Origin of the sequence: Polaromonas sp. (genome assembly GCF_041689105.1) — a bacterium.
Taxonomy (GTDB): Bacteria; Pseudomonadota; Gammaproteobacteria; order Burkholderiales; family Burkholderiaceae_C; genus Polaromonas.
The window spans coordinates 46,700-60,922 of sequence record NZ_JBDNGU010000101.1; the positions used below are offsets into that span (position 1 = coordinate 46,700).

The window sequence follows — 14,223 nt, forward strand, 5'->3', positions numbered from 1 at the left end:
ACGCAAACCATGAACACCACCAAAGATGACAAACCCGCCGCCGCCAAAGAACATGAGGCCGCCTTTCTGCTGCAGGCGGAGCTGGCGGCCGGCCTGCAGCATGAATTTGGCCTTAAGCCCGAGTTCTCTCAGGTGTGGGCCGCCAGGCTGACCGGCTTTCTTCGCATCCGCTTGGGCGCGCAAGAGATCTACATACCGGCCCCAAGCAAGGCAGAGCGTGACGCGGCCATTTTTCGCGAGTTCGACGGCACCAATGCCGCCGCAGTCATGCAGCGCCATGGGGTCAGCCGCAGCCGGCTTTACCAGATCTTTGAAGAGCAGCGCGCCATGCAATTGGCGGTCAGTCCAGTTTCTTCCTTGAAAACTGGACAGGACAGCGCATAACGTGCAAGCCCATGGCCACACTCGCAGCTCAACTCACCGCCGCCCAGTTAAAGCTGGCGGAGTACAGCGCCGCAGAGTCGGTCGCCCTGGACGCCCAGCGTATCCGCTTGACCAGCCCGTCAGGCATGGACCGGGAGGAAGAGATGGCCAACCTCAACGCGATTCGCAAAGGCATCACCTACTGGCAGGGCATTGCCAGCGGCCTTGAGGCGCGCATTGCCGGCGCTCCCACGCTTGGCGGCCGCACATTTTCAGTAGCCGACTTCAGCTAGGGCCTTGCGCCCGGTCCTTTCCACCGGAGTCCGACCATGAGTCTTGAACCCACAAGCAGCAACAAGTCCACCTTGGGCGACTTGCTCAACCCGATTGATAGAGTCCTCGCCTGGCTCAGCCCTGCAGCCGGTCTGCGGCGCATCCAGCAGCGGCACGGGCTTGACCAGTTACAAGCGCGTTCTTATGACGCGGCATCTAGTACGCGCTTGCGCAAATTTGCCTTTGATCGGCAGGGGCCCAACGCGATTGCGCAGCAAAGCGCGATGGCGATCCGAATCCAGTCGCGGCACTCTCACCGCAACCATGACATCGCCCGCGGCATCACTCGCACGATGGTCAACAACGTCATCGGCGCCAACGGCATCGGCATTGAGCCCACGCCCCGGCGCGCAGACGGGACGATCCACGACGAATGCGCCGCACTGATTTCCAAACTGTTTGATGCATGGATGAAGCGGCCGGAGGTTCAGCGGCGATTCCACTTTGCCAAGTGCCAGCGCATGATGGGCGGCCTGTGGATGCGTGACGGCGAAGCGTTCAGCCAGAACATCACAGGTTTTGTGCCCGGCCTGCGCCACCACACGGATGTTCCGTTTTCCATCGAGCTGATCGCTGCGGACTTTATCCCACTGGACTACAACGAACCAGCCAAGGGCATCATCCAGGGTGCAGAGCGTGACGCCTGGGGCGAAATTAAGGCATGGCATTGCTACAAGAGCAACCCGACCGAGTTACAGACGCCCATGATGGGCTGGTCAGACATCAAGCGGGTGGACGCTGGACGCATCCTGCAGCTGGCCTTCCTAGACGATCCTGGCCAAGTGCGCGGCATCAGCGAGTTTGCCAGCATCATCACGCGCCTGGCAGACATCAAAGACTATGAGGAAAGCGAGCGCATCGCCGCCAAAGTCGCCGCCAGCTTGACCGCTTTTATCAAAAAAGATGGCGGCCAGGAAGGTTACAGCGACGAGGGTGTTGAGAAAGACGAGAGGGGCCGTCCCAAGCCACGCGACATGAAGTTTTCTCCAGGCATGATTATCGACAACCTGGCAGTCGGCGAAGAGATCGGCTTGATCGACAGCAACCGGCCCAACCCCAACCTCATCACGTTCCGCCAGGGGCAGCTGCGTGCAGCTGCTGCAGGCATTGGCGCCAGTTACTCCAGCATCAGCAAGAGCTATGACGGCACTTTCAGCGCCCAGCGCCAGGAGCTGGTGGAGCAATATGTGAACTATGCCGTGCTGACCGATGAATTCACGGGGCAGTGGCTACAGCCCACTTATGAGGCCTTTATTAGCGCAGCGCGCCTGGCCGGCATCTTGAAGCTGCCCCGCGACGTGGTGCCCGAATCCCTGGACGACGCGCTTTTTACCGCCCAAGCCATGCCCTGGATAGATCCCCTCAAAGAAGCTGGCGCCTGGGTGATGTTGGCCCGCGCCGGCTTTGCAAGCGAGATCGAGGTGCTGCGTAAGCGCGGCGTCAATCCGCGCGACTTCCTGGAGCAGTCCAAGCAATGGCGGGCAAAGACAAAAGACGCCGGTCTGGTGTTCACCAGCAACGCCGAAAACGGTGCCACCGTTGAGGCGCCCAACGGCAGCGACGCCAAGCCGCCTGGTGCGGTTGATGCGGCAGATCCGGAAGAGGGCGCGAGTAAGACCTGATCGTGCATTTAGTCCAAGTTTTCCCTTAAAAACTGGACAGCATCCGGTTGACCATCGCTGCCATCGCAAACAAATTGCAAGGGCAGCAGATGAAAACGAAAGCCACCTGGTACAGCATTCGCCGCAAGACGGCCATTGCAGCTGCACTCGCAGCCGGCGTGGTGGCCGCAGCCGAGATACACATCTACGGCGACATCGGCGAAAGCTGGTGGGGGGAGACTGTTTCAGCAAAAGACTTTGTTGCAGAGTTAGCCGAGCTGGACGTGGAGGCCATCACCGTTCGCATCAACAGCATTGGCGGATCTGTCCCGGACGGCCTGGCCATCTACAACGCAATCCGTCGACACAAGGCCGCCGTCACCATCGAGGTGGACGGCATGGCGTTCTCAATCGCCAGCTTGATCGCCATGGCTGGCGACAAGGTCAACATGGCCAAAAACGCGATGCTGATGATCCACGCACCGTGGACCTATGCCGGCGGCAACAGCAAAGAACTGCGCGAGCTGGCCGACACGCTGGACACCTGGGCCGCTGCCATGTCCACCAGTTACGCGGCCCGCACCGGCGACCAGCCGGCAATGCTGGCCCTGCTGACCGACGGCAAGGACCACTACTACACGGCAGAGCAGTGTCTGGCCGAAAAATTTATTGACGCCATCACCGACGACGTACCGCCTGCCGCCATGGCCAGCGCTGCGGCGGCCTTTGGCGTCAATGCCCGTTACCGCGACGTGCCAGCAGATTTTCTGCAGGCAGGTGGTGGTGAGCCCGCTGCAGCACCTGCTGCTCAAACTTCTGTGGCAGACGCCACGCAAACCCAGGAATCTGACATGAAAAAATCCCTACTCGCCCTGGCTGCATTGCGGCTGCTCGCTCCCGCAGGCGCTGGCGGCTCTGACACCGGCGGCACCGGCGCCGGTGGTGCCCCTGCGGCACCCTCTGCCGAGGAAGTCCGCGCAGCTGCAGCCACAGCGCGCACCGAAATCCTTGCCGCTGATCGCACCCGTCGCGCCGGCATCGAAGCCTCCTTCAAGCCACACATGGCCGTCGCTGGCACCAGCGAGCTGATGGCCCGCCTGCAAAACGACGACGCTATCACCGTGGAAGCCGCTGGCCTGCAACTGCTGGCTAATCTGGGCGCTGGCGTCACTGCCGTTGCTGGTGGCGGCCAGATCCGCACCGTCGAGGATGAGCGCGACAAGTTTCGCGCCGGCATGGAGCAATCCATCCTGGCACGCGGCTCTATCGTGCTGGACAAGGCCAAAGGCGCGGTGCGCGCCGATGCATCCAATCCCTACCGTGGCGCCAAGCTGCTCGACGTGGCCCGCGCCTGCCTGGTGCAAGCCGGCATTCGCACGGACGGCATGGACCAGATGCAGATCGTCGGTGCGGCCTTCACCCAATCCACCAGCGACTTCCCGGTGCTGCTGGGCAATGTGATGCACAAGACGCTGCTGGCCGCCTACGCGATCCAGCCTGATACCTGGACTCGCTTCTGCGCCCGTGGTTCGGTCAGCGACTTCCGTGCGCATAACCGCTATCGCACCGGCAGCCTGAGCAACCTGGATGTGCTCAACGAGCTGGGTGAGTTCAAAAACAAGGCCATCCCTGACGGTGAAAAAGGCACGATCACCGCCGCCACAAAGGGCAACATCATCAACATCAGCCGCCAGATCATCATCAACGATGATCTGGGCGCATTCCTGAGCCTGGCCACAGCATTCGGCCGCGCCGGCAAGCGCACAGTTGAGGCTGATGTGTACGCCTCCCTGGCCAGCAACGCGGGCCTTGGCCCAACGCTGGTGGACGGCAAGGCCATGTTCCACGCTGACCACCTGAACACCGGCGCTGGCGCTCCCACGGTGGACAACTTCGACGCTGGCCGCGTGGTGATGTCAGCGCAAAAAGACGTTGGCGGCAACGACTACCTGGCCCTGACCCCCAATGTCTGGCTGGGCCCTGAATCCCTCAGGGGCAACGCCTTGGTGGTGGTTAATAGCGCCTATGACCCCGATGCAGCCAACAAGCTGCAGCGCGCCAACAAAGTGGCCAACCTGGTGGGTGAGGTTGTTGGCACACCGCGCCTCACGGGCCTGCCTTGGTACTTCTTCGCAGATCCTGCAGTTGCTGCAGTCATGGAAGTTGCCTTCCTCGACGGCAACGACACGCCTTACCTTGAAATGCAAACCGGTTTCGACCAGGACGGCGTTCGCTGGAAGGCGCGCCTGGACTACGGCGTGGCCGGCGTTGACTACCGCGGCGGCTACCGCAGCACCGGCGCATAAGCGCACGGCATTCAACCTCACAACTCACTGAAAGAAGGTTTCCCATGAAAAGCTCCCTCAAGTTCGGCCTCTTCCTGGTAGTGGCGGCCCTTGCCGTTGGCGTCCAGGCCGCAGGCATCGACATCGCGGCGATGATTCCACCCGAGGTGGGTCTAGGCCTGGCAGGCCTGGGCGCCTTTGGCACCACAAAGTACAGCCACGACGGCAAGGTCATCGACTACGTGAACACCACGGGCGCCGCCATCGCTTCCGGATCAGTGGTGGCCATGGGCAACACACTGGGTGTTGCCCTGGTCGATATTGCGATTGGCGGCACCGGGTCTGTCGGCTTCGGTGTGTTTCGCGACATACCCAAGGTCACCAATGCCGTCTTTGTGCAAGGCGGCAGCCTGACCTGGGATGTGTCCGCTGGCAAATTTGACGACAACGCCGCCGTTGCGGCGACCGGCGACATCACGGGCGCCACTGCGTTTGCGGCCGCAGCAGGCGCCAATGCCGAGACCACCTGCGCCGTGTGCTTCACCGGCGTGCCTGGCGACCTCACGGCCTAAGCCCGGCCGACAAATCACCCTGGACCCAGCCATGACCTTTGCGCAGCGCCAAGCCCGACTCAATGCGAAAGTGTTGCGCAGGTTTGGCGTTGCGCATGTGGTCAACGGTGTTACGGCCCAGGGCGATTTTGTCTTGCCTGGCAAGACCTTCGCGTTCAACGATGGCATGGAGATGCAGGCCCGCGTGCCCACGCTTGTCCTGGCTGACGCCGACGTGCCCACTGCCCCCGTCAACAAGGCCGCGCTTTGTGACGGCCTGGCCTACACCATTCAGGAAGCCAGGCCCGACGGCCACGGCTTGACCGTGCTTGATCTGGAGCTTGCGTAATGGCCGGTACCCGTCACCGCCAGATTCGCAACGCCGCTGTTGCCGCGCTGTCCGCCATCATGCCGGCGCTGGCCGATGGTGGCGTGATTCCCGGCCGCCGCGGCCGCCCGGTGCCTGAGCAGTTCAAGCGCCAGGTGCATGTGTACCTTGATGCCTCGACCATCGAGCGCGCCGAATTTTCAGGCCAGCCAGACGACTGGATGACCCGCCTGCGCATTGAATGCGCCGCCCGCGCAAATGCCGGCCAGACCGGCGAGGACAACGCCGACGACCTGGCCAATGAGATCTACGCCGCACTCATGGCAGACCCCTCCCTGGGCGGCCTGGCCATGGACCTGGTACCCCTGGGCATCAACTGGGACACCGAAGAGGCTGACGCCTCCCTGGGCGTCACGCAGCTCGCTTTTGACGCCAAGCACCGCACGCCAGCCAACAGTATTTCCGCCTAACCCAACTGGAGAAAACCCGTGAGCAAAACCAACACCACGCAATTGCATGCGCTTGCAAAACCCGACCCCGAGGCAGAGCGCCTGGCCGGCATGGGCGGCAGCTACCGCCTGTCCAAAGGTGGGCAAACCACCCTCGTCAGCCGCACCGACACCAGCGACGCATTTAGCCGCAAGGCGCCGCTGACCGACAAAGACGGCAGTCTGGTCGACACCCCCGCCACGCCTGGCGCTGAGCCCGCTCAGGCTTGAGCCTGCCGCCCGGTAGATCCCAACACCCCCAAAACTGGAGATTTCCATGACACGCTACATCCGCGACACCGTCATCCTCGGTAAGATCGAGACCACCTACGGCGCCGACGCCCTTGCCACTGGCGCTGCCAACGCAATGCAGGTGTCTAACGTCCGCATCACGCCGCTCAACGCCCAGTTTGTCAGCCGCGATTTGCTGCGCAACTACTTTGGCATCAGCGAGCAGTTGATGGCCAGCTTCAACAAGCTGGTCACCTTCGACATTGAGGCCGTCGGCTCGGGCACGGTGGGCACCGCGCCAGCATGGGGCGCCATGGTTCGTGCCTGCGGTTTCCAGCAGGTGGAGGTCGCATTGGAGCGCGTTACCTACACCCCAGTGACCAATGGTCAGGAGTCCGCCACCCTCTGCGTTTACGACAGTGGCGTCCTTCACAAACTGTTGGGTGCGCGCGGCGCCATCACCTCTGCGGCCATGCTTGGCAACATCCCAACGCTCAGTTTTGCATTTGTTGGCCTTGACGGCGGCGACAGCGCGGCGCTGCCATCCGGCGTGTCATTTGCAGCCTTCCAGCTGCCACAGGTGGTGCAAGACGCGTTTACCGGCGACTTGACGCTGGGCGGAACCTTGTCGGCCAGCAGCGTACCCGCAATCACAGGCGGCACCTCCTACCCCAGTACAGGGCTGGAAATCGATATGGGCATCAAGGCAGAGCACATCCCGCTGCTGGGCCAGGAGTCTGTGGACATCACCGACCGCCAGGCCAAGGGAAAAATCAAGCTGTTCGCCACGGCAGTGCAGGAGGTGGCGTTTTACGCAACCATCAAGGCCGGCACCACCCAATCGGTAGGGCTCATCCACGGCACCGTGGTTGGCCGCCGTTTTGGCATGTTCGCGCCAGCGGCGCAAATCATCACGCCAGCCAAGGACGAGCAGTCCGGCAAGCGAATGATGGGTTACGACCTGGTGCTTTCGCCAGTGGCCGGCAACGACGAAGTCCAGCTGATCACCAGCTTTTAAGCGGCAGCCTTGGCATCAACACTTACAGGACCGCACCATCATGTTTTTTGAAGACCCAAGCCCTAGCTACTTTGCGCCCGCATCGTTCAGGTCACTCAACGCCGCAGGCGCACTCATTAAGACGGATTTTGACGTGGAGTTCAAACGCTTCACCAAGTCCGCGCTGGCCGCGCTCGACGCCCGCATCCGGGCCGACAAGCTCTCAGATGAGCAAGTCATCCTGGACGTCGCCACTTCCTTTCGCGTCAAGGTGGCTGGCGATGTCAAATCTTTCCCGGTCACCGTGGAAGCATTGGCGTCCGCCGAGGAAAAGCACCCCGGTTTTGCTGCCACCTGCGCGCGCTCTTTTTACCTCAGCATCAACCCCAGCGAAGCAGCCCACCACGCAGAAAAAAACTGAAAGAGGCGGTGCGCCGGTGGGCCACCGGGGGCGCGCCGCCTGTGGACGAAAGCAACACCCTGGCGGCCCTTGAGGCATTCGGCGCTACGCCGCAGCAACTGGAGCAAGCTCGTGACGTATTCCGGCAAAAAGGATCTGACAAAGGTTTTGGCATCTGGCCAGAAAACTGGCGCGCCTTCGAGCTTTTCGAAGCCTGCGCCACGCAATGGACCTTGCTTGTCTCACCAACCGGGCGCGTCCAGCGCGCAGGCATTGACTACACGCGCTTCGATTCGATTGAGCGCCGCATGCCCCTGCTGCCTGGGCAGTGCGTGCCAGAGCCGCGTGAGCTGTTCCGTCAACTCAGGGTGTGCGAGCAAACCGCCATGCAGCACCTCAATGAGGGCTGACGCGTGAGCGATATTGGCGTCCGGTTTACGGGTGATGCTTCCGGTCTTGCCCAAGCGCTGCAGCAGGGTGGCAAGCAGGTCGACGACTTCGGCAACCGCGCGCAAAAAAGCCTGCGCGGCGTCACCGACGAGGCCGACCGCACCACCAAAAGCGCCATCAGCCTGAATGATGTGCTGAGCCTCCTGTCTGTTCGCCAGGCCGGCAGTTTTGGCTTCAAGGCGCTGACCGGCGAGCTGACCCAGTTTGAGAAGGTCATGGTCACCGCGCAGACCCAGGCAGAAAAGCTGCGCAACACCCTGTCATTCGCCGTCGGCAAAGAAAATGCTGCCCGCGACATGGTGTTTTTGCGCGACACCAGCCGCGAGCTGGGCCTGGAGTTCGTCACCACTGCGCAGCAATACGCCAAGCTGGCAGCAGCATCTCGTGGCACCAACATGGAGGGCAGGCAGACCCGCGAGCTGTTTGTGGCAATTTCGCGGGCATCCACCGTCATGAGCCTGAGCGTCGAAGAGACTGAAGGTGCTTTTCGCGCCGTTCAGCAAATGATGAGCAAAGGAAAGGTCATGGCAGAAGAGCTCAGAGGTCAGCTGGGCGAGCGTTTGCCTGGCGCCCTCCACACCGCCGCTCGCGCGATGAACGTCACCACAGAAGAGCTGAACAAAATGCTGGAGCGCGGTGAAATCTTTGCAGAAGACTTTCTGCCGCGCTTTGCCGCGCAGCTTAAAAAAGAGATTGGCGGGGCGTATGTCGATGCCAGCATGAGCGCCCAATCGGCAACTAACCGCTTCACCAACGCTTACACCGAATTCAAAATGGCCCTGGCCGATCTGGGTGTGTATGACTTGGTGGCCAAGCGCCAGCTCACCGCGGCCGAATCGCTTACCACTTGGTCGGTGGCCATGCGTGAGGCCAAGGAAGAGGGCAGCGGGCTACTGACGGTGATCAAAGGGCTGCTCACAGCATTTGCAACCGACATCAGTCTGACTAACCCGCTAACCGGGATCTCCGTATCTGCGAAGGAGAACGCTCAAAACCTGGAGGCCGCAAAGATCAAGTTTGCAGAGCTGCAGGCACAAGGCGAGATTCGTGGCAAAAGCATCTACTTGAAATCCGAGATTGCCCAGGTTGCCATCTACATTCGCGAGCTTGAAAAGGCGCTAATAAGCAAGCGACAGCTTACCGGGGACGAGCAAAAAAACGCCAATGCCTACTCACAGTTTCCGTCGCGCAGCCAGAGCGTCGAGCGCGAAGAAAAGCGCCTGGCGGCCGACCGCGCCAAGTTAGACGGCATTCGCCAGCGCCTGTCCGGCCAAAACGAAACCTTCCAGTCCAGCCTTAAGGAGCTGTACAGGCAATACCAGGCCGGCACACCCGGCATTGCGTCCGTCAAAGAGTACAGCGACCTGGTTGCCCAGCTCATCAAAGCCGACGGCGGTATCAAAACACTGGCCAAGGTATCCAACGTATCCAACCCGGCCGACAGCGTTTTTAAAAACCTGAGCGAGCGCACCGCTGAGCTGCGCGCCGGCCTTGCAGCTCAGGAGGATCTGACAGCATCGCAAAAGTTTGCCAGCAAGGTCATGGACGACATGCGCACCGGCGTGTTGAGGTTGACCGACGCCGAAAAAAGCCGCATGGGCGTGGCCTTGCAAGCCCTGCTGATAGAGGACAAGGCCAACACAGAGCGTGAAGCTGCCAAAAAGCTGCACACAGAAAACGCGCGGATCATTGAAAAAAACACCGAAGCCGCTACCAAGTATTCTGAAACCCGCTTGAGCTCGCTCGATGCAGAGATTGCAACCAACCAAACCTTGCGGCAAGAGATCGATCTGATCGGGGTAGACATCGGCCAGCGCACCGCGCGCCTGCAGCTGTTGGAGCAAGAAGCGATTGCCAGGCTGGAGATCGACCTGGTGATGGCCCGCAACATTGAAGGGCAAGAAAGCGAGGCCAGTCGTCTGGAGCGCGAGATTGCGCTGCGCCGGGAGCGCATTGGCCTGCTGGGTAGCCGCAGCGAAGCAGAAGCCCTCCAGGAGCAGAAAAAAGCGTCTGTCGATATGTGGAAGTCCATCGACGACGTGGCGCACGATACCTTCACCAGCATTTTGGATTCCGGTAAATCCACCTTCGACCGGCTTCGCGACACGTTGAAGAACGGCCTGTATTCGCTGCTGTACCAGATGACGGTGAAGAAGTGGCTGATCAACGTATCAGCCTCTGTGAGTGGTGAGGGCGTAGCAGAGAAGGCGTTTGGACCGCAGGGCGGCGGCGTGATGGGCATGCTGAACGGAGCCAGCAGCGCCAATAGCCTGTACGGCATGGCCAGCGGCTACAGCAACGGCGTCAGCACCGCTGCCAGCTTCCTGGGTGCCGGCACAACCGTGGGTAGCTCCGCTGCGGCGTTGGGCTACGGCAATGCTGTCGGCGCACTGGGCGGCGATGCGCTTGGCGCGATGATTGCTGGCAATGGCGCATGGGCTGGTGTTGCCGTTGAGGCTGGTGCAGTCGCTGGCGCCGCGGGCGCCGCCGGTGCCACGGCAGGCATTACTTCCGCCCTGGCCGCAGTGCCGGTGTGGGGATGGGTCGCGCTCGCCGGCCTGGCCATACTTGGCATGGGCGGCAGCGACAAGATCCCAAGCACCAGCAACGGCGGCACGGCGCGGCGGTATGACGCTGACGGGCGTGTCACAGAGGACATGGTGAGCCAGTGGGGTCTGGGCAATGCCGGGCAGATGACCGACTCGCTGGCAGCCACGTATCGTGCGCAGCAGGGATTGCTGGGCGCCAAAGGCGGGGCCGTGTTCGCTTACGGCAGCCACACCGGCCAGGATGGCGACAAGCCTGAATTTCGACTGCAGTCTGGCAGCTATGACTCGGGCCTGGTCGCCGCCAACGATGCCAATCTGACATTGGCCGCCACTCGCGCGGTCTTTGCTGCGTTGAAAAGCTCAGAGTTGCCGCGCGCGCTTGCGGGCCTGTTCAACGGCCTGGACCCGGCCACGATGAGCCAGGAGCAAATTGGCAAGGTGTATGAGTACGGCGCTGCACTTAAGCGGCTTGATGTCACCATCAACGCGCTAAATTTTGCCGCGCTCAAGGACCAGAGCTACGAGATGGCGCAGACCGTCATCAACATGAGTGGTGGGATTGAGGGGTTGGGCTCAAACCTCACCAGCTGGTACGAAAACTTTTACACCGCCGAAGAAAAGCGCGTCAACACGATCAAAGGCATCACAGCGCAGCTCAACGCAGCGGGCGGCAACTTCACGACCGATGATGTCGGCGGTGCAACCCGTGCGCAGTTTCGCGCTCTGGCGGAAGCGGGTACCACCGCGCCAGAGCTGGTGGCCGCGCTGATCGCCGTCAACCAGAGTTTTGTCAGCATCACGACCGAGGCTGTTACGCTGACCGACGCGCTGACCGGCACGGTGACCGAGGTAGTGGGCCTGAGCAACACACTGCGCAACCTGCTTGAAGACCGCGCCAGCCTGGAAGCCGACCTGCTGCAAGCCCAGGGCCGCACGGCAGAGGCAGAAGCCGCACGGCGCTTGCAGGCGATTGCGGGCTACACCGATGTGGAGGTGGCCGCTTACGACTACAACACAACCCTGCGCGAGCAGATCACCGCGCTGACGGACGCCAGCGCTGCCGCAGCAACAGCCACAGCCCGCGCCGAAGAGCTGGCCGCTACTGCGCGCAATGCTTTGCTCACGGCCGTGCAGCGCACAGACGCCGCCCATGCCAACCTGACGCAGGCCTACGAGCGCGAGGGCACGGCGTTGCAGACCACCATCGACAAGTTTGCCGGCTTCAGCAAGTCGCTGCTCGCCTTTCGCGACTCGCTCACGGTGGGCGCGTTGTCTACCCTGTCGCCCGAAGACAAGTACTTCGCATCCAAAGCACTGTTTGAAAAGACCTCCGCTCTGGCTGGCAGGGGTGATGAAGCGGCGATTGGTGAGCTGCAAAGCGTGTCGCAGCAGTTCCTGGAAGCGTCACGCGGTTACAACGCATCAACCACGGCTTACGCTTCGGACTTTGCCGCTGTCAGCAACGCGCTGGCCACCACCGCCAGCGCGGCCATGACGCAGGCCGGCATCTCGCAAAGCCAGTTGACGGCGCTGCAGTCGTCGGTGAGCGGCCTGATCAACATCAACACCTCTGTGCTGTCGGTGCGCGACGCGGTGCTTGCGCTGCAAAACGCCCGTGGCGTTGAAACGCGTGCCGCGGCAGGCGTGCCGTCGGTATCGGCCAGCGACATCAGTGCCTACATACAAGGCACCACGCCCGATGAGGCAGGTGCCCGCCAGATCTACGCCAGGGCGCGCGAGATGGGCGTGAGCGCAGCGCAGATTGACGCCGCGCAAAAGTTGCCGCCAGGCACCGCCAACGCCACAGCGCTGTCGCTCGGCCTGGCGGCTTTTGCGGACGGGGGTGACCACATGGGCGGTCTGCGCGTCGTTGGCGAGCGCGGTTGGGAGTTGGAGGCCACCGGCCCCAGCCGCATCTGGAACCAGGCGCAGATCGCCGGAGCCTTGCGCGGTGGCGGTAACGGCAATGCCGAGCTGGCCCAAGAGATCCGCAGTTTGAAAGCCGCACTGCTGGCCGAACTGCGCGCCGACAAAACCCAGCGCGGCGCAGTGGCCGAAGCCACCCTGGACAGGCTTGACGCAGTGGCCACCAAGCTCGACGCCACCAAGCGCGAGCTGGCGAGGGCGGCATGATCCTGATCGAGATCACCGCCGCCATCGACGCCGCTGGCACGCTGCAGACGTTTTACGTCGGCTCCGACAGCTTTGTCACGTCGCCTGCCGACACGCCCGCCAGCGTGGCGTTTGACCCGCGCCTGATCGACCCTGGCACCTTGGGCGTCAATATATTTTCAGACGGCCGCACCGGCGGCACCACCAAGCTGGAGACTGGCGAGATAGTGCTGGCCAACGCCGATGGCGCGCTCGACGCCTGGCTCAACTACTCATTCGACGGCCGGCCGGTGACGATCCGCGCCGGCAACGGCGGTGCCTACCCCGGCGCCTTTGCCACCATCCTGGTGGGCACCATTGAATCTGCAGAGGCCAGCTGGGACAAGTTTGTGCTGCGGCTCAAAGACAAGCAGCAGCTTTTTGCCCTGCCAGCGCTGACCACGCGCTACGCCGGCAACAACGCCCTGCCAGCAGGCCTGGAAGGCACCGCCAGCGACCTGGGCGGCAAGGTCAAGCCCAGAACGCACGGCAAGGTGTTTAACGTCTCTGCGCCGCTGGTCAACACGTCCAAGCTGACTTATGAGGTCGGCGCCTGCTTTGCCATCAACGCGGTTTATGACCGTGGCCTGGCCATCACCGCCGGCGCTGACTTTGCCACCACCGCACTGCTGCAGGCCGCAGCGCCCGCCGCAGGCACTTACATCACTTGCCTGGTTGATGGCTACTTTCGGCTTGGCTCCACACCGGCGGGCCAGATCACGGCTGACGTGACCCAGGGCGCCGCTGCGGCCAGCCGCACCGTGGCACAGATCATCAAGCAGCTTGCGATCAATGCCGGGCTGTCCGCTGGTGAGATCAGCGCCGCCGACGTGACCGCGCTTGACGCCGCTGCGCCCCAGGTGGTCGGGATCTGGCTGTCTGATGAATCAAGCTTTGCGCAGGCAATGGACCTGGTTGCCGCCAGCGTGGGCGCCTGGTACGGCTTTGACGCGGCCGGTGTGCTGCGCCTGGGCCAGATCACCACGCCAGCAGGCGCGCCCGTGGTCACCCTTTACGACTACGACACCCTGGCCGGCTTTGAGCGCCGCCCACCGCGCGACAACGGCATACCCGTGTGGCGTGTGGTGCTTGGCCACACCCGCATCTGGACCACGCAGCCGTCTGACCTGGCCGGCGCTGTAACCACCGCCACGCGCGCCTACCTGGCAGAGCCCGCGCGCAAGGCCGCAAGTGAAGACGCCGCCATCAAAACCCAGTGGCTGCTTGCCGGCACTGCTGAAGACGACACCCTGCTGACCGTGGCCGCAGAAGCCGCGACTGAGGCCGCCCGCCGCCTGGCCCTTTACAAAACCCGGCGCGACATTTTTGACGTGCCTGTCAGCGTTGATCTGCTGACCTTGCACAGCCTCAAGCTGGGTGACGTGGTGGCCCTGCAGGTGGCGCGCTTCGGGCTCGATGTGGGCAAGAACTTTCGCATCATTGGCATCCGGCTCGCGCTTGCGGCCGGCACGGCCACCTTAGCGCTGTGGGGGTGA

Annotated in this window: 13 protein-coding genes; all 13 read left to right on the forward strand. The window is 62.5% G+C overall.

The genetic code is table 11. The features are described 5' to 3' along the window. Nucleotides 1-9 precede the first annotated feature (9 nt). The 13 genes from ACESMT_RS10465 to ACESMT_RS10525 all read left to right on the forward strand — a co-directional run bounded on the left by ACESMT_RS10465 (nucleotide 10) and on the right by ACESMT_RS10525 (nucleotide 14,223). Nucleotides 10-384, forward strand: coding sequence for a Mor transcription activator family protein (locus ACESMT_RS10465; protein WP_372826527.1), 375 nt, complete (start codon nucleotides 10-12; stop codon nucleotides 382-384). 11 nt (nucleotides 385-395) lie between these two features. Beyond that, a complete protein-coding gene (locus tag ACESMT_RS10470) occupies nucleotides 396-656 on the forward strand; it encodes a hypothetical protein (RefSeq protein ID WP_372826528.1) in 261 nt (86 codons plus the stop codon). Nucleotides 657-692: 36 nt separating this feature from the next. Further along, entirely contained in the window at nucleotides 693-2,318 is a 1,626-nt protein-coding gene (locus tag ACESMT_RS10475; protein WP_372826529.1) for a phage portal protein, read from the forward strand. A gap of 89 nt (nucleotides 2,319-2,407) precedes the next feature. Further along, on the forward strand, nucleotides 2,408-4,603 hold the full coding sequence (locus ACESMT_RS10480; protein WP_372826530.1) for a ClpP-like prohead protease/major capsid protein fusion protein: 2,196 nt from the start codon (nucleotides 2,408-2,410) through the stop codon (nucleotides 4,601-4,603). A gap of 44 nt (nucleotides 4,604-4,647) precedes the next feature. Beyond that, nucleotides 4,648-5,154, forward strand: a complete 507-nt coding sequence (locus ACESMT_RS10485) for a capsid cement protein (protein WP_372826531.1) — start codon at nucleotides 4,648-4,650, stop codon at nucleotides 5,152-5,154. Between the two features lie 31 nt (nucleotides 5,155-5,185). Continuing rightward, complete coding sequence (locus ACESMT_RS10490) at nucleotides 5,186-5,482, forward strand: hypothetical protein (RefSeq protein ID WP_372826532.1); 297 nt, start codon at nucleotides 5,186-5,188, stop codon at nucleotides 5,480-5,482. Beyond that, nucleotides 5,482-5,931: a phage tail terminator protein gene (gpU, locus tag ACESMT_RS10495; protein WP_372826533.1), complete on the forward strand. Its 450-nt coding sequence runs from the start codon at nucleotides 5,482-5,484 to the stop codon at nucleotides 5,929-5,931. The genes ACESMT_RS10490 and gpU overlap by 1 nt, the downstream gene beginning before the upstream one ends. Before the next feature lie 18 nt (nucleotides 5,932-5,949). After that, entirely contained in the window at nucleotides 5,950-6,180 is a 231-nt protein-coding gene (locus ACESMT_RS10500; RefSeq protein WP_372826534.1) for a hypothetical protein, read from the forward strand. Between the two features lie 46 nt (nucleotides 6,181-6,226). After that, nucleotides 6,227-7,198, forward strand: a complete 972-nt coding sequence (locus tag ACESMT_RS10505) for a hypothetical protein (RefSeq protein WP_372826535.1) — start codon at nucleotides 6,227-6,229, stop codon at nucleotides 7,196-7,198. A 40-nt stretch (nucleotides 7,199-7,238) separates the two neighbouring features. Beyond that, nucleotides 7,239-7,598 (forward strand): hypothetical protein, encoded by a 360-nt coding sequence (locus ACESMT_RS10510; protein WP_372826536.1) that lies wholly within the window; start codon nucleotides 7,239-7,241, stop codon nucleotides 7,596-7,598. Nucleotides 7,599-7,639: 41 nt separating this feature from the next. Next, on the forward strand, nucleotides 7,640-7,987 hold the full coding sequence (locus ACESMT_RS10515; protein WP_372826537.1) for a DUF1799 domain-containing protein: 348 nt from the start codon (nucleotides 7,640-7,642) through the stop codon (nucleotides 7,985-7,987). 3 nt (nucleotides 7,988-7,990) lie between these two features. Beyond that, nucleotides 7,991-12,709: a tape measure protein gene (locus ACESMT_RS10520; protein WP_372826538.1), complete on the forward strand. Its 4,719-nt coding sequence runs from the start codon at nucleotides 7,991-7,993 to the stop codon at nucleotides 12,707-12,709. Then, a complete protein-coding gene (locus ACESMT_RS10525) occupies nucleotides 12,706-14,223 on the forward strand; it encodes a hypothetical protein (RefSeq protein ID WP_372826539.1) in 1,518 nt (505 codons plus the stop codon). The genes ACESMT_RS10520 and ACESMT_RS10525 overlap by 4 nt, the downstream gene beginning before the upstream one ends.